The following is a 16,515-nucleotide window of genomic DNA, read 5'->3' on the forward strand; positions in this document are numbered from 1 at the left end:
GCAATCTCCCGTGTCTAAGAACTGAAACTTGTTGAATTCTGGAAAAGGTCGGCGTGGCCCATGGCCACCAGGTTGTCGTATGAGGTCTGGAGCGCATCCCACACGGTCCGCCCATAGAGCTCGTCCTGCTCCACCAGGAGGTACTTGGCCCCCGCGGCCACGGCGGCGGGAACGATGGACGGGAAGTCCAGGTTGCCCTCTCCCACTTCGGCGAACTGCACCACGTTGCGGAACTCGGCCATGAAGCCGGGGAAATCGCCCTTCTCCAGGAGCCCGAAGGACGATTCCGGCAGTTGACCAATCCTGTAGTCCTTGAGGTGAACCATGGCAGTCTTGCCCGCGTATTTTTCGAGGGTGCGTACTGGGTCCAAGCCACCGCGTTGGACCCAGTGGACGTCAATTTCCATGCCCATGGCCGGGGAGTTCTCGGCGATGATGTCCAGCATGTACTTGCCGTCAAACTTTGCGAACTCAATGTGATGGTTGTGGTAATAGAGGCTGATGCCGTGCTCCTGGAGGCGTTCAGCGTAGCCGTTGGCTTGCTTGGCGAATTCAACCACCGAGTCCAAGGACCTCATGGCCCCGAACGGAAGCATGCCGATGCGCAGCAAGGACGAGTCCAGGCGCTTGGCGTCGTCCACGATCTTGTCGAAGTTGTCCGCCAGTGATTCCACGGGCATGCCCTTGCGGCCTTCGATATTGACCGAGAGCGCTGCGATGTCCATGCCCAGCTCCGTACGGGAGCGGTCCAGTTCACCCACGTTCTCCGGAGTCATGGGGATTTGGGAAATCTCGACGGCGTTATAGCCGATCGCGCTGACCTTGCGGAGCGTTTCGAACGCTCCGACGTCTGCAAAACTGTCCTTCAGCATCATGGCTTGGACGCCTATTGTGGCCACTTTTTCCTCCGGGGTTTCCGGGCCCTTCCGGACCCTGGGATGTTTGATGGGTGCAGGGCTGTTCAGGCCACGGCACCTTGCTGTTCTGTTTGGCTGTGTTGGTTCGCGAGCAAGCGGTGCCGGTCTGCGCGGCGTTGTTCCTGGCGGTCCGGATCGGGCACTGGCGAGGCGAGCAAAAGCCGTTGCGTGTAGGGATGTTCGGGATCGCGGGTGACCACCTCGGCGGGGCCTTGCTCCACGATTTCACCGTGGTACATGACTGCGACGCGGTGGCTGATGTGCCGGACCACGTCGAGGTCGTGGGACACGAACAGGTACGAAACGCCGGTGTCCTGCTGGATCTGCAGGAAGAGATCCAGCACGCGGGCCTGGGTGGACAGGTCCAATGCACTGACGGGTTCGTCGCAAACGATGAGTTTGGGTGAGAGCGCCAAAGCCCGGGCAATCGCAACGCGCTGGCGCTGGCCACCGCTGAACTCGCGGGGAAGGCGGTGAATGGCGTCAGTTGGCAGCCCCACCTGGTCCAGCAATTCCTTGACGCGCTTCTTGGCCGCTGCGGGCTCCATGCCTTGCACGCCCAGTGGTTCGGCCAGGATGTCGCCGATTTCCAGCGCCGGGTTCAGTGAAGTGTAAGGGTCCTGGAACACCACTTGGAGATCGCGGCTCAGCGTACGGCGTTCCTTGCGGGACGCGTTGCTGATGTCGTTGCCTTCGAAGATCACTTTTCCGGAGGTGACCGGCGCGAGGCCCAGGACGGCGCGGCCAAGGGTGGTCTTGCCTGAGCCGGACTCCCCCACCAAGCCCAGGGTCTCCCCCTGGCCGATGGTGATGTTGATGTCCGTCAGGGCCCGGAAAGGCTTGGCCCGGAACCGCTTGCTGGGGTATTCCACCACCAGGTTTTCCACGCTCAAGAGCGGGGACTTATCCGATGAGTCCGGCTGCTGGCTTAGGGATGTGCTCATGCCACCGGCTCCTTCTGTGCTGATCCGGACTGTGCTGCTGATCCAGGCTTCGATACAAGCATGGTCATGGGGGTCTTTCCTTCGAGCATGGACCCCAGCAGGGTCTGTGTGTACGGCTCTTTCGGGTTTCGGAGGATCTCCCGGACGGTGCCTTCTTCCACCAGCCGCCCGTTCTGCATCACGGCCACGCGGTCGCACAGATCGGCAACCACTCCGAAGTTGTGGGTCACCAGGATCACGCCGATGTTCAGGCGCTGCTGCAGTTCGCGGAGCAGGTCCAGCACATCCGCCTGGACCGTGACATCCAGCGCCGTGGTGGGTTCGTCAGCAATCACCAGGTCCGGTTCACAGCTGATGGCCCCGGCGATGAGTACACGCTGTGCCATGCCACCGGAAACCTCGTGCGGGTAAGCGCTGAAGGTTCGCTCCGGGTTGGCAATGCCGACGTCGGCGAGCAGCTTGAGTGCACGCTGGCGGGCTTCTGCCTTGGAGATTCCGAGGACCCTGACCATGGGTGTCACCAACTGGTAGCCGATGGTGAAGGCCGGGTCCAGGTTGCTCATGGGTTCCTGCGGAATGTAGGAGATCCGCTTGCCGCGCAGCTTGGACAGCCGTTCCTGGTTGACGCGGTCATCGCCGGGAGCCACTGTGTAGTTGCCGTCGAACTGGATGGAACCACCCACAATGCGGGCGTTGTCCGGCAGCAAGCCCAGGATGGAGAACGCGGTCTGGGACTTGCCCGAACCCGACTCGCCAACAATGCCCAGGATCTCTCCACGGTCCACGTGGAACGAGACGTCGTCCACTACCTTTTTGACCGAGCCATCAGCCTGCGGATAGCCGACGCCGAGGTTGGTCACCTTGACCAGGTGGTGTTCGGTTCCGACGTCGACGGCGGCCACGGACTTCCGTGTCTGCCGCACCTTGGCGGGGTCCGTCGTCGTGCTTTCTGCTGTTGCAACCGCACGCTTCTTACGGTGCTTGATCTTTTCGCCGTCTTCCAGGGCGTCACGGATGGCGTTGCCCAGCAGGACCAGTCCGCCGATGGTGAGTGCCATGGCCAGTGCCGGCCAGAGCAGCAGGGTGGGCGTGAGGTAGACGTTCTTGAAGCCTTCGGAGAGCATGACGCCCCACGTTGCCTTGGTGGGATCGCCCAGGCCCAGGAATTCGAGTCCGGACTGGATGGCGATGGCAACACCGGCGATGGCCGCGGTCTGGATGATGATCGGCGCGCGGACTACGGAGAAGATGTGGCGGGCGATGATGCTCAGGTCAGACAAGCCGGAGACCCGGGCGGCGTCCACGTAGAGCTCGTTCCGGACCGACTGCACGGCGGTGCGGGTAAGCCGGAAGTAGGCCGGGCTGATCAGGACACCGAAGGCGATCATGGAGATCCATACCGACGGGCCGAACGCTGCGCGGATGGTGAGGAGGACGATCAGGCCGGGCAGGCTCATGAGGATGCTGACCACCCAGTTGGAGACGGCCTCGAATTTGCCCGCGTAGTAGCCGGCGATCAGGCCCGCCGGGAGTCCGATGGCAATGGCCACACCGGCACACAGCAACGCGGACAACAAGGTCAGCTGGGCGCCGAAGAGCAGCCGGCTCCACGTATCGCGTCCTGCACTGTCAGTGCCCAGGATGTTGACTGAGTCCGGGGCTGCCAAGGTCTTGGAGATATTGGCGAAGTTCTCTTCGAAAGGCGCTATCACCGGGGCGAGGATGGCCAGCGCAGCGATGGTCAGCAGGATCACCAGCGAGGCGATGCCCATGGGGTTTTTCAGGAGGCGGCGCAGGACGGTGGAACGGACCACCGTGCCGCTCTGGCCTGCCTTGGCCGCGACGCCCATGGAGTCTGCGGATACTGCTGCTGAATCTACGGAGTCGCTCATGAGACACGTACTTTCGGGTTGAGCCAACCATTGAGGATGTCCACCAGGAGGTTCACGACGATGACCACCACCACGGTGTACATCACCACTCCCATGACGACGGGAAGATCGGTTTGGGTGGTGGCGGCGACGGCCAGCGGACCCATGCCCGGAAGGGCGAAGATCTGCTCGATGATCACCACACCACCCAGCATGCCGATCAATTGCAGGCTCAAGACGGTGAGGCCTGCCGGTGCGGCACTGCGCAGCACATGCTTGAAGAGGATTTCACGCTCTCCGATGCCGCGGCTGCGCAGCGTCCGGACGTAGTCACGCTCCAGCTGCTTGATCACGGCGGAGCGGATCTGCTGGGCACCGCCGGTCACACCGTTGATCAGCAAAGCGATCACCGGAAGGGTCATGGAGTAGACCCAGGCCTCCGGACCCACCTCCGGGGAGATGGTGCTGGTGGCGGGGAAGAAGCCGAGCTGGATGGCCAGGATGGTTACCAGGAACACGCCGATCACATACCCGGGGATTGAGTCCCCTACGATCGCGCCAATCTGGACCACCCTGTCCACCCAGCCGCGCTTCACGGCTGCGGCAACACCAATCAGTGCTGCGCAAATGGCGATCAGGATCATTGCGGTGAAAACCATGGTCATAGTCACCGGGATGCGGGTGGCCATGGAGTTGGCCACCGGCTCCGAGGTGAACCAGGAGGCTCCAAGGTTGCCGGTCAGGGCATCGCCCAACCAGGCGAAGTAACGGACAAAGAGCGGCTGGTCGAGTCCCAGTTCCTGTTCCTTCAGGGCCACCTGTTCAGGTGTTGCCTGATCCCCCAGGATGTTCTGGGCAATACTTCCGCTGGAGGTGTACAGCAGGGTGAAGGTGAGGACCGAGACGACGAACAACACCACCAGACCGCTGCCCAGTCTTTTCGCAATGAACTTGATCATGGGGTCCTACTTGGCGGGCGAGTAGTTGTAGATGGAAGGAACGGCCTGCTGGACCTGCGGCGTGACGTTCACTTTGTCGTTGTGGTAGTACATCTGGTTCACGCGGAACAGCGGGGCGAACCAAGCCTGTTCCACCACGTACTTGTTGACGTCCTGGGCCAGCTTGCCGGCATCCGTACCACCGGTGCGCACGGCCGCAATCTTGGCCTCAAGCTCAGGGGTGGTGGTCTTGAAGGGGTTGTACAGGGCCTTCGTGGAGACGATCTGGTCGATCGCCACAGTTGGCTGCCCTTGGAAGAGGTTGTAGAAGAGTGCCGGGTACTTCTGAGCGGCAACGTCCGAGGTGAAGGTATTGGTGATGGCTGCGCCCGGGTTCAGGGTGATGCCCACATCGGCAAGCTGCTGCTTCATGACCGAGATCAGGGTTTCGGCACCGGGAAGTGTAGGAACGTCGATGCTGACCTTGCCTTCAAAGCCGGAGTCTTTCAGGAGCTGCTTGGCTTTCTCGGGATCGTAGCTGTAGTAGTTCTCCAGTTCCTCGCTCCAGGCACCGCTGTCCTTGCCGAACGGCTGCGAGGTGGGGGTGCCCTGGCCCAACATGACCTGGTCCAGGATGGTCTTGCGGTCAAAGGCGTGGTTGATGGCCTGGCGGACCTTGACGTTGGCCAGGGCCGGGTTCTTGGTGCCGTCACGGTCCAAGAGGAGCAGCCCGGACCAGTCAACCTGGTTGGCTTCGAGCTTCATCTTGGCGCCTTCGGCCTGCTTGCCGTTCTTGGGGTCAAGGAGGGTGGCGTCAATCTGGCCGGAGACCAGCGCGTTGGTGCGGGCGGTGGGGTCCAGGAGGACCTTGAGGGTGAGCTTCTTGAACTTCTGGAGGTCCTTGTTCCAGTAGCCGTCACGTGCGTTGAAGACCGTCTGGGAATCCTTGACGGAGGCTGCTTTGTCCATCACGTACGGGCCGGAACCCACAGGGACTGTCTTGATGGCGTCGGTGCCAAGGGCTGCGGGGCTTCCCATGAGGCCCGCTGCCTGGCTGAGGAAGTATTCCAGAGCCGGCTCGGGTGCGCTGAGGTTGATGTCGATGGTGTCGGCATCCACCACGGCGATGTCGGAAACTGAACCCAGCTGGGCCATCTGCGGGCCGTTGGCCTTCTTGAAGTGGTCCATGTTCGCCTTGGCGGCAGCGGCGTCGAACTTGGCTCCGTCGCTGAAGGTGACATCCGTGCGGAGGTCCACGGTGAGCTTGGTGTTGGTGTCGTTGTACTTCCAGGCGGTTGCCAGCATGGGGCTGAGCTTGCCGTCCGGTTCGCGGAGGATCAGGGAGTCGTAGGCTGCCTGATAAGGCTGGAGTGCGTGGCCTACGTGAGCCTGTGCCGGGTCCCAGGAGGTGAGGTCCCGGAGGGTTCCCAGCGTCAGGGCCGTGACGGTTTTGGCGCCGGTAGAGGAACCAGTTCCGGCACCGGCATTCCCGCCGCCACATGCGGTAAGCGCAAGGGAGGCGCTGAGGACGATGGCGGCTGCTGCCGCCTTGGGACCTAACTTCATTGTCGGCTCCTACTGAGTCTTTGCCTGATGCGAGTCAGAGCTTGGGGCGTGTGGCCTGCGCCACACTTTTCTGGTTGTGAGATTTACAGTACGGACTTTGTTTGATTTTGGCAACCGATTGTCAAAAGTTTCTTAAATTGTTGCCAAGCGTCGGGGCGAGACGCCTGGAGAGACTGAACGTCACGCGAAAACAGCCGGAATCCCTGGGGTTTCCGGCCCTTCGCCCAACGGTTGCACGGATGGTTCAGCGCACCCGCTCGAGCATGTCCGGGTAGCTTTGCGCGTAAATGTCCTTGATGATCCCCAGGGACTTGCCCGCCTCGGCAGGGTTGATCCAGAAAGGTCCAGGGTGGGCCAACGTGGAGTAGAAGTCCGCGATCAACAACTGATGGGAAACACCCCAGTAGGACCTTCCCCCGGTTTCCGCCACCCGCTCCTGGACGACGTCGACGGTCCCATCGGCATAGGTCACCGTGAGATCGCCCCGCAGGTTCAGAGTTGCCTTCTCGGTGACAATGTCCAGCGTCACCGGGGCATTGACGGCATTGGCCAGGGTTGCGTAGAAAACGCTGCGGGCGCCGTTGACATGCTCGGCAACAAACTCCGCAGTGTCTTCCACCTCGATCACGCCGCCCAACGAACGGGTGGACGCGTGGCCCTCCACTTTGGCAACATCACCCACCAGCCACTGCAGCAGGTCCACCGTGTGGATGGCCTGGTTCATCATCAGGCCGCCTCCACCCTCCGCCCAGGTTCCACGCCATGGACGGCTTTCGTAATAGCTGCCGTCCCGGTGCCACATGACGGTTGCCGAGGCGCCGATCACCTGACCCAAGGTGCCGCCGTCGAGCAGTTCACGCATGGCTTGCGAGGTCGCGTTGTACCGGTTCTGGAAGCAGACGCCGATCTTCGCCGCGCTCCGCTCCGCCACCTCAATCAGGCGTTGCCCCTCTTCCAACGTGTGGGCCAGGGGCTTCTCGACGATCACATGGACGCCGCGTTCAAGGCAGTCGGCGGCCACGGAGGCATGAAGGTGGTGTGGCGTACAAACATGCACGACGTCGGGACGCACCTTCTGGAGCATGTCCAGGTAGTCCGCATAGCCGGGGACGCCGTGGGCGGCTGCCGCCGCCTCCAACCTTTCCGGATTGGTATCGCAAACTGCCACCAACTCCGCGCTCCCGACCGCAGATAGTGCCTCAAAATGAACGGTTGAAATGTCGCCGCAACCGATGACTGCCGCTGTTGGCATGTCCTGCTCCTTCGAAGGATGATGCTGCCGGATGGTGATGCTGATGCGTTGAGTGCTGGTGGAGCTGGATGCTGGTGGAGCTGGATGCTGGTGGAGCTGAGTGCTGATCCTGCTTGCCGGTCTCAGGCGAGGGTGACGTTGTTCTTGGCGGCCAGGCCGGCGAACGCCCTGGCTGCGACGCCGAAAGCCACAGGGCCGGAGTAGCCGCCCAGTTCGTGGGCGCTGGCAAGGTGCGGCTCCAGCGACGCGAAGCCTTTGTACCCGTCGGCGGCCAATGCAGCGATGGTGGCATCCAGCTCGCCGTCGCCTTCGCCGGAAGGAACAACCTCGCCAGTGGTGGCGATCGCATCCTTCACCTGCAAGTACTCCAGGTACGGGCGCAGCAAGGCGTAGCCCTCGGTGTACGGCTTGACGCCCACCTGGACGAAGTTGGCGTTGTCCCATGCGACGCGCAGGGCCGGGGAGTTCACCGTTTCCATGATGTCCAGGACACGCTCAGGGGTGTCGCCGTAGATACCCTTTTCGTTTTCGTGAAGCAGAACCACATCATGGGCGGCCGCCTCGGAAGCCAAGGCCTTCATGCGCTCCATCACGGCATCCCGAATCTCCTCCTGGCCCTGGGCCTCGCCCCGGTAGAAGGAGAAGATGCGTACGTACTTGGTGTCCAGGGCTTTCGCGACCGAGATGATCCGGCGGAGGCGTCCAAGCTCATGCTCCACCGGCAGGCTGACATCCACCTTGCCGATGGGGCTGGCTACAGCCGAGACCTTGAGGCCCTTGTCGTCGAGGATCGCCTTCAGTCGCTGGACAGCTTCCGGCTCCAGTTCGGACACGTTGACGCCCCAGGCACTGCGGACTTCAAGGTGGCTCGCGCCGAGGGCCAGCAGCACGGCGGCTTGGATAGCGGGATCTGGATCTACTTCGTCGCCGAAACCGGACAGGCTCCACACGGCTTGGGGGTGGGTCACGAATTCTCCTAGGTAGCCCTGCGACGCCACCGGTCGGAGCACGGTGACGCAGTTCACAGGAGTGTCTTGTCATCACGAGTTTAGCCACCTTGGCACACTTTTGACAACCGATTGCCATGCGCTGCCATCATGTGGCATATTTGACTCACGGTGTGGCAGTGGTCACAGCCGGATGATCTTGTCGTTCAGAGAGGAACGCCCGTGGCGACGCAACCCATGGCAACAGGCCGGCCTGCCACCATCCACGACATCGCTGCGCTGTGCGGCGTCGCGGCATCCACTGTTTCGAGGGCCCTTGCCAACCCGGAGCGCGTCAATATCCGCACCCGCGAGCGGATCCAAGCTGCCGCCGTCGAGCTTAATTACACGCCCAACTCGCAGGCGAAAGCCCTGAGTTCAGGGAAGACCGGAGCTGTTGGAGTCCTGGTTCCGGACATCACCAACCCGTTCTACTTCGACCTCATCCGAGGCACCCAGTTGCAGCTCAAGGCCGCCGGCTACACGCAGTTGCTCGTGGATACCGAAGAATCGGACGAGGTGGAGGCCAGCACGCTGGAGCAGCTGCGCAAAAGCGCCGACGGCGTGATTGTGGCAGCGTCCCGCCTCAACGATGAAGCACTGGCCGCTGCCGCAGCCCTGATGCCCATGGTCACTGTAAACCGCGACGTCGATGGCGTCCCCGCAGTCATCATCGACACCCCCTCAGCCATGCCGCAGGCCCTGGACCACCTGATTTCATGGGGCCACACGTCCGTTGCCTACGTTTCCGGTCCCGCCGTTTCGCAGTCCAGTGCCCGGCGCTGGGCCGCACTGTCAGCAGCCGCGGAGGAACGCGGAGTTGAGGTCCGCCGCCTTGGCCCCTTCGCACCCAAAACCCAATCCGGCGCTGCTGCTGCGGATGCTGCCGTCCACAGCGGAGTCACGGCGTGCATCGTCTTCAATGACCTCATCGCCATCGGGATGCTGCAACGACTCCGCGAACGCGGCCTCCGGGTGCCTGAAGATATGAGCATCGTGGGTTGCGACGATATCTTTGGCGCGGATTTCTGCAACCCTCCCCTGACCACCATGAGCTCGCCGATCGAGCAGGCCGGCCGGGTGGCCGTGTCCATGCTGCTGGCCCAGTTGAACCCGCTCGCCGGTGGCGGGAACCGGAATCGCTCGGTCATGCCCACCCATCTCACAGTCCGCGGCTCAACGGGTCCGGTTCCTTCCGATTAGCCCGAATCGCGGCGCAACATGGTTGAGCCTGGGTGACCGGGCTGACTAGTGTTGGACCATGCGCGAACTCCAGGAAAAGATCATTGAAGAAATGGGCGTCCAGCCCCGGATCAACCCTGCAGAGGAGGTCCGCAAGCGCGTTGATTTCCTGAAGGATTACCTGAAGGCGACACACACCAAGGGATTCGTTCTTGGTATCTCCGGCGGCATAGATTCCTCGCTTGCCGGCCGCTTGGCGCAATTGGCCGTCGAGGAACTCGAAGCCGAAGGCGTTGAAGCGAACTTCGTGGCCGTCCGACTCCCCTACGGCATCCAGCATGACGAAGACGACGCGCAGGCGGCCCTCGATTTCATCAAGGCCAAGACCGAGTGGACCTACAACATTTCCCAGGCCGTGGACGGTTTCGAGGACGAATTCGAAAAGACCACGGGGGCACCGATCTCCGATTTCCATAAGGGCAATACGAAAGCCCGCGCGCGCATGATCGCCCAATATGCACTGGCCGGCGAACACAACTACCTAGTGATCGGCACTGACCATGGCGCAGAGTCAGTGACGGGCTTCTTCACGAAGTTCGGCGACGGCGGCGCGGACATCCTGCCGCTGTTCGGCCTGAACAAGCGCCAGAACCGCACCCTCCTGGCCGAACTCGGCGCACCTTCTCGGGTCTGGGAAAAGGTTCCCACCGCCGATCTCCTGGATAACAAGCCAGGCCGCACCGACGAAGACGAGCTCGGCATCACCTACGACCAGATCGACGACTACCTCGAAGGCCGCGACATCCCCCAGGACGCCGCGGAACTGATCGAACAGAAGTATCTCCGCACGCGCCACAAGAGAACAGTTCCGGTCACGATCTTTGATACGTGGTGGAAATAGACGCTGCAGGACCAACCACGCTTCGCCAGTAACCACTCTTCGCCAGTGACCACGACGGCGGGTGCCGGCTTCCGTACGGAAGTCCGCACCCGCCGTCGTGCGTTAACCAGCGCTCTCTCACCTCCCGCGCCCTTCCCGCCCACGCTCTATCACCTCCCGCGCCCTTCCCGCCAGCGCTCTCTCACCTCCCGCGCCCTTCCCGCCCACGCTCTCTCACCTCCCGCGCCCTTCCCGCCCACGCTCTATCACCTCCCGCGCCCTTCCCGCCCACGCTCTATCACCTCCCGATTTCACCTCTTGACGTCGCGATAGTCACCGATATATCGTTAACTATCGCCGATAATCCTTCGGCGTAAGGACAACCGAAAGGACGATGCTGTTATGAAAGGCATCAACGAACACGGCAACCCATTCCCCGAGCACGACCACGGACACCCCGAACCCGGACACGGCCGAGGCCGCTTTAACCGGGGCAAGGGCCGACGAGGACCGGGCGGACACGGAGGCGGCGGGTTTGGCCCGGGCTTCGGACCGGGCGGTTTTGGCCCCGGCTTTGGACCCGGATTCGGCCCACGGGGCTTCGGTCCTGGCGGCTCCCGCCGAGCCAACCGCGGCGACGTCCGGGCGGCGATTCTCTCGCTCTTGGCGGAGGCTCCTTCCAACGGCTATGGCCTCATCAAGACCATCGCGGAGAAAACATCCGGCGCATGGCGTCCCAGCCCCGGATCCGTCTACCCCACCCTGCAGCAACTGGTGGATGAAGAACTGATCGTCGCCGTCGGCGAAGGCCGACGTACCGAGTTCACGCTCACGGACGATGGCAAGGCCTATGTTGCCGAGCACGAGGAAGAACTGGCCAACGCCTGGAATACGGAAGCCGACGGAACCGCCGCCGCCTTCCACCAGAGCGTCGGCAAGCTCATGGGCGTCGTCCACCAGTTCCGCTCAGCCGCCACCGATGAACAGCGCCAGGCAGCCATTGAAAAGCTGGACGAAACCCGCCGCGCCCTCTACCTGATCCTGGCCGACTAAGTGCTGGCAGCCATCCCCTTGACCTTGACGTAACGTCAACCCCTACTGTCAAAGAACAGGCACAGGACGGAGGACGTATGGACTGGTCAATTCAGGAAATCGCCAAAATCGCAGGAACCACCAGCCGCACGCTGCGTCACTACGACGACATCGGGCTGCTGAAACCAAGCCGGACCGGCCATAACGGCTATCGCTACTATGACGGTCCGGCCCTGGTCCAACTCCAGCGCATCCTCCTGCTCAGGGAACTGGGGCTTGGCCTCCCGGCCATCGCCGAAGTTCTCGATCGAGAGACGGACACCGTCAAAGCTTTACGCAGCCATCTGGAATGGCTCGCGCAGGAGCAGGACAGGCTGACCCGGCAGATCGCGTCCGTCCGGCAGACCATCGACACAATGAAAGGGGATGGAAAGTACATGGCACAGAACATGTTTGATGGCTTCGACCACACTCAGTACAAGGACGAGGTGGAGGAGCGCTGGGGCAAGGATGCTTACGCCGCCAGCGATGCGTGGTGGCGCGGAATGAGCGCCGACGAGAAGCAGCAGTGGAAAGACCGCTCACAAAAGCTGGGCACGGACTGGATAACCGCCGCCGAATCAGGCGTAGCACCGGACAGCGCTGAAGCGCAGGATCTTGCACGGCGCCACGTCGAATGGCTTCGCGGAATTCCGGGAACCCCGACGACGGCACCCGGCGGAGACGTCAAGGGTTACGTCACGGGACTCGGCGAGATGTACGTCGCTGATCCGAGGTTTGCCGCCAATTATGGCGGTGAAACAGGGGCGGCCTTCGTCCGGGATGCGCTGCGGGTTTACGCGGAAAGGAACCTCTGAATGGTCAGGATGCGCTGATCTGGCTTAGGCAATAGTCTGGCCGGATGGGTACAAGCACCGTCAAGTCCGGCGAACAGGTTGACAGACAGAAGCGCATTCTTGAAGCGGCACTGGAACTACTGTCCCGCCACGGCATTTCGGGCATCAATATGCGTGCCGTGGCACGGGAAGCCGGCGTCGCCTTGGGGCTGGTGAATTACTACTACGAAGACAAATCGAGTTTGATCCGCGCGGTGCTCCACCAGATTGAAGAGCACGACCTCCTCTTGGTGGAGCCTTCGCCCACTTCCACCCCGGACGAACAACTCCGCGAGTCTCTCCGTAGGGTTGCGGACCCAGGGCTCCTGACCACGCCGTATCTGTCCCTCCGCCTTCATCTGTGGGCCCTGGCCCAGGCACATGAGGACTTTGCACAGATCAATGCCGCAGCTTTTGACCGGTATCTCCAAGGGCTTGCGGCATTGATCGGGAATGCCATTTCCGGCTTGTCTCCCGAAGAATGCAGGGAGCGGGCGGCCGACATCGTTGTTGTGCAAAACGGCATGTGGCTCACCACGCTTCTGGGCATCGACAAGGCGGCCATTGAGCGAGGCATTGCCCGCACCGAGGAGATCGCTTTCGCGCCGTCGCAGCGCTAAGCACCCCCTGCTACAAGGACATCTTGTCGATGGAGTACCCTTTGCTCGCGTAGATCCCGCCCTGAGGCAGGTTTGGATCATAATCCTCCGCCGCTCCCCATCGGGCTGCGTCATCCTCAGGAATGAACCCGACGGCGTCTCCCGCCTTTAGGTCCCACCACCGGCCGGTGTTCGCGGAGACGCCGTAAAAGACGGCGACGTGTTCTGCGGTGGTCATCGTGGCGAGGAAAGCCCGAACCGCATCTGACGGGCTAAGCCAGGTCCGCTGCTCGCGGGCGGAACCCGGTCGATGTTCGTAGCTGCCGATACGTACGGCGATGGTACTGATGCCAAATTTGTCCGCGTAGAGCCGGCACAGGGCTTCTCCCGCGACTTTCGAAACTCCGTAGAAGCCATCGGGACGGGGTGGCATGTCCGATGAGACCGGATCGCCGGCTGAGTACATACCCGTCAATCGGTTGCTGCTGGCGTAGACCACTCGAGGCACCCCGGCACGTCGGGCAGCCTCGAGAACGTGATATGTGCCGACGATATTCACCTCCGCCAAGTCATGGAAATCCGCCTCATCAGGAATTCCCCCGAGGTGGATCACGCCATCCGCGTTTTCGAACAGCTCCATCAGTGAGTTCAGGTCACTGAGATCCGCGGTGGCAACCACCTGCAGACATCCCGAACGACCGTTGACTTGTCCGGTGGACTTATCGTAGCTTTCAACGCACTGACAACGTTGTCTATGTGGGGATAGGCACGCGCGATGAAGGGCGACTTGGAAGAACAATGACTAAATTCACGATCAGTAGGATGCGGGCAGCGACGTCTGCATTGACGCTGGCGGGCCTGACGCTTTCGGGCATCATGGCCGGCGTGGCACCAGCCTCTGCGGCACCGGGGGTGGGAAGTGAGGACTTTCGACCTGCTTACCACTACACGCCAGCGAAAAATTGGATGAACGATCCCAATGGAATGGTTTTCCACAAGGGGGTTTATCACCTGTTCTACCAACACAATCCCTCCGGCAACACCTGGGGGAACATGTCGTGGGGTCACGCGACGTCGAAGGACCTGGTTCACTGGCAAGAGCAGCCCCTGGCACTGCCCACCGACGCGCAGGAGGACGTATTCTCCGGCAGCATTGTGGTGGATAAGGACAACACAACAGGCTTCGGGACCAAAGAAAACCCCGCCTTGGTGGCCATCTACACCAGCGCCTACAAGGAAGCTTCCCCGCATCGGGGCTTGCAAGCCCAGTCCCTGGCCTACAGCCTGGATGATGGCCAGACCTGGACCAAATACTCAGGAAACCCGGTGCTGAACCGCAATTCTGCCAACTTCCGGGACCCCAAGGTCTTCTGGTACGACAACCCGTCCGGCGGTGGCTACTGGGTCATGACCGTCGTCGAATCGCAGGATCACAAGGTGCTCCTCTACAAGTCCGGCAACCTCAAGGACTGGACTGCCCTGAGCGAATTCGGGCCGGCCAACGCTACCGGCGGCCAGTGGGAATGCCCTGACTTGTTCCCGCTGGCGGTGGATGGGGATAAGAACAACATCAAGTGGGTCATGGTGGTCAACATCAACCCCGGCGGTGTTGCGGGAGGATCGGCCGGTCAATACTTCGTGGGCAACTTTGACGGCACCACGTTCACCTCCGAAACCACCGAACCAGTGGCCGAGGTACCCGCCGGCACGGTCATGGCAGGCTTCAACGACGGCACCTACAACGGATGGACCATAAACAACGAACCAGGCAACTGGAAGAACGGTCCTTTCGGTGACGCTCCCGCGCCCGGATCCCTGCCCAGCCAGAGCCCGGTGACCGGATTCGGAGGAACAGGACTGATCAACTCATTCAACGACGGCGACTGGCCCCTGGGTTCCATGCAGTCACCAACCTTCACCGTGAGCGACGACTACCTTAACTTCCTCATCGGCGGCGGTAAGCACCCCCGCGTCTCCGACAAGTTGGACAACACCCCGCCCCCGGGAGAGCTGAAGTTTGACGGCTTCGAGGTTCCCAATGGCACAACGCTGGCCGATGCAGGCTGGACGGGGACAGGCGACCTGACCCCCAATTACCAGCCGGCCACCAGCGGCGGGGACTTCTACATCGGCGCCAAGCGAATCAACACCTTCGAAACAGGCGCCGTACCCGGTGATGACCGCCAAGGCACCTTGACCTCCCCCGAGTTCCCCATCACCAAGGACTTCATGTCCATGCTGGTGGGAGGCGGCAACCGAACAGCGGACTCAGGCCAGACCCTGGCCGTCCAGTTGCTGGTCAACGGCAATGTAGTCCGCTCCCTGGCCGGTGATAACGCGGGATTGCTGAACTGGAAAGGCTGGGATGTCTCGGAGTTCGCCGGCGAGAAGGCACAGCTGCGAGTCGTTGACGAAGCTACCGGCGGGTGGGGCCACATGACTCTTGATCACGTCATGCTCACTGACACAGCCGCCGTCGCCAGGTCCGATGAAGAAACGGTGAACTTGGTTGTCAACGGACAAGTGGTCCGTACCGCTACCGGCAACGACAGCGAAAGCTTGGATTGGGCCTCGTGGGATACCAGGGAATTCGTTGGCCAGCAGGCACACATCAAGGTTGTCGACAACAACAGATTCGGATGGGGGCACATCCTCGCGGATGAGTTCACAGCCAGCTCCACAGCAGCGAAGTCCAAGCTGGAGTCTTATGACTGGCTGGACTACGGACGCGACTACTACGCGGCCGTTTCGTTCTCGAACATGCCCGACAACAAGCGGGTCATGCTGGGCTGGATGAACAACTGGGATTACGCCAACACCATCCCCACCAACCCCTGGCGCAGTGCCATGTCGTTGCCCCGGGAGGTGCAGCTGACGCAGACACCTGATGGACCACGCCTTGCCCAAAGCGTGGTCAAGCAGGTGGACAAGCTCGCGACAAAGCCCAGCTACACGGACAAGAAGGGCGGTGCCATCAAGGCCGGAACAACCCCGCTGCCCTCTGCCACTTCAGGTCAGGTCCAGCGCGTGGACATCACGTTCGCACCCGGCACGGCGAAAAAGTCAGGCATCACCGTACTGGGCGACGGCAACTCCTCCACCGCCATCGGCTATGACTCCATCACCGGTAAGGTCTTCGTTGACCGCACGACATCGGGAAACACCGCTTTCCACCCAACCTTCGCTTCAGTTGAGGACGCCCCTGTCGCACTGGACCAAAAGGGCAATGTCACCCTGCGGGTGTATGTAGACCGCTCATCGGTGGAAGTGTTCTCCGGCGACGGTCTCCGGACCATCACCGATCAAGTATTTCCGAACGCCGGCGCTGACCGGATGACCCTCTTTGCAGAGGGTGGAACAGCGCAACTGAAGTCCCTCACGGTGACCCCCATGGAAGGAGCAATGTTCCTTCCCGGAAAGAAGTAACGCACTACCCGTAGCGAGGGACGGCGGCCGGCTTTCGCCTGGCCGCC

Annotated in this window: 14 protein-coding genes; 6 read left to right on the top strand and 8 right to left on the bottom strand. The window is 61.9% G+C overall.

The features are described from left to right. Nucleotides 1–14: 14 nt before the first annotated feature. The 7 genes from WBN73_RS16130 to WBN73_RS16160 all read right to left on the bottom strand — a co-directional run bounded on the left by WBN73_RS16130 (nucleotide 15) and on the right by WBN73_RS16160 (nucleotide 8,456). On the bottom strand, nucleotides 15–899 hold the full coding sequence (locus WBN73_RS16130) for a sugar phosphate isomerase/epimerase family protein (protein ID WP_337340824.1): 885 nt from the start codon (nucleotides 897–899) through the stop codon (nucleotides 15–17). Nucleotides 900–961: 62 nt separating this feature from the next. Then, complete coding sequence (locus WBN73_RS16135) at nucleotides 962–1,861, bottom strand: ATP-binding cassette domain-containing protein (protein WP_207596099.1); 900 nt, start codon at nucleotides 1,859–1,861, stop codon at nucleotides 962–964. After that, complete coding sequence (locus WBN73_RS16140; protein ID WP_337340823.1) at nucleotides 1,858–3,753, bottom strand: dipeptide/oligopeptide/nickel ABC transporter permease/ATP-binding protein; 1,896 nt, start codon at nucleotides 3,751–3,753, stop codon at nucleotides 1,858–1,860. The genes WBN73_RS16135 and WBN73_RS16140 overlap by 4 nt, the downstream gene beginning before the upstream one ends. Next, on the bottom strand, nucleotides 3,750–4,691 hold the full coding sequence (locus WBN73_RS16145; protein WP_337340822.1) for an ABC transporter permease: 942 nt from the start codon (nucleotides 4,689–4,691) through the stop codon (nucleotides 3,750–3,752). The genes WBN73_RS16140 and WBN73_RS16145 overlap by 4 nt, the downstream gene beginning before the upstream one ends. 6 nt (nucleotides 4,692–4,697) lie before the next feature. After that, a complete protein-coding gene (locus WBN73_RS16150; protein WP_337340821.1) occupies nucleotides 4,698–6,236 on the bottom strand; it encodes an ABC transporter substrate-binding protein in 1,539 nt (512 codons plus the stop codon). 244 nt (nucleotides 6,237–6,480) lie between these two features. Then, nucleotides 6,481–7,488 (bottom strand): Gfo/Idh/MocA family protein, encoded by a 1,008-nt coding sequence (locus tag WBN73_RS16155; RefSeq protein WP_337340820.1) that lies wholly within the window; start codon nucleotides 7,486–7,488, stop codon nucleotides 6,481–6,483. A gap of 122 nt (nucleotides 7,489–7,610) precedes the next feature. Next, complete coding sequence (locus tag WBN73_RS16160) at nucleotides 7,611–8,456, bottom strand: sugar phosphate isomerase/epimerase family protein (RefSeq protein WP_207596094.1); 846 nt, start codon at nucleotides 8,454–8,456, stop codon at nucleotides 7,611–7,613. A 216-nt stretch (nucleotides 8,457–8,672) separates the two neighbouring features. Here WBN73_RS16160 and WBN73_RS16165 point away from each other — a divergent pair, with 216 nt between their 5' ends. The 5 genes from WBN73_RS16165 to WBN73_RS16185 all read left to right on the top strand — a co-directional run bounded on the left by WBN73_RS16165 (nucleotide 8,673) and on the right by WBN73_RS16185 (nucleotide 13,063). After that, entirely contained in the window at nucleotides 8,673–9,677 is a 1,005-nt protein-coding gene (locus WBN73_RS16165) for a LacI family DNA-binding transcriptional regulator (RefSeq protein ID WP_207597446.1), read from the top strand. 58 nt (nucleotides 9,678–9,735) lie between these two features. Next, the gene (gene nadE / locus WBN73_RS16170) at nucleotides 9,736–10,557 is read left to right on the top strand and encodes an ammonia-dependent NAD(+) synthetase (RefSeq protein WP_207596093.1); all 822 of its coding nucleotides are present in this window, start codon (nucleotides 9,736–9,738) and stop codon (nucleotides 10,555–10,557) included. Nucleotides 10,558–10,938: 381 nt separating this feature from the next. Next, nucleotides 10,939–11,589: a PadR family transcriptional regulator gene (locus WBN73_RS16175; RefSeq protein ID WP_207596086.1), complete on the top strand. Its 651-nt coding sequence runs from the start codon at nucleotides 10,939–10,941 to the stop codon at nucleotides 11,587–11,589. A gap of 77 nt (nucleotides 11,590–11,666) precedes the next feature. After that, the gene (locus WBN73_RS16180; RefSeq protein ID WP_207596085.1) at nucleotides 11,667–12,425 is read left to right on the top strand and encodes a MerR family transcriptional regulator; all 759 of its coding nucleotides are present in this window, start codon (nucleotides 11,667–11,669) and stop codon (nucleotides 12,423–12,425) included. A gap of 44 nt (nucleotides 12,426–12,469) precedes the next feature. Beyond that, nucleotides 12,470–13,063: a TetR/AcrR family transcriptional regulator gene (locus WBN73_RS16185; RefSeq protein ID WP_089593492.1), complete on the top strand. Its 594-nt coding sequence runs from the start codon at nucleotides 12,470–12,472 to the stop codon at nucleotides 13,061–13,063. Nucleotides 13,064–13,073: 10 nt separating this feature from the next. Here WBN73_RS16185 and WBN73_RS16190 read toward each other — a convergent pair whose 3' ends face one another. Next, entirely contained in the window at nucleotides 13,074–13,721 is a 648-nt protein-coding gene (locus WBN73_RS16190; protein WP_337340819.1) for an NAD-dependent epimerase/dehydratase family protein, read from the bottom strand. 143 nt (nucleotides 13,722–13,864) lie between these two features. On the opposite strand from WBN73_RS16190, the gene WBN73_RS16195 reads away from it, so the two are divergent. Next, a complete protein-coding gene (locus WBN73_RS16195; RefSeq protein ID WP_443193270.1) occupies nucleotides 13,865–16,468 on the top strand; it encodes a GH32 C-terminal domain-containing protein in 2,604 nt (867 codons plus the stop codon). Nucleotides 16,469–16,515 lie beyond the last annotated feature (47 nt).

This window comes from Paenarthrobacter sp. CCNWLY172 (genome assembly GCF_037402035.1).
In the GTDB taxonomy this organism is placed as follows: domain Bacteria; phylum Actinomycetota; class Actinomycetes; order Actinomycetales; family Micrococcaceae; genus Arthrobacter.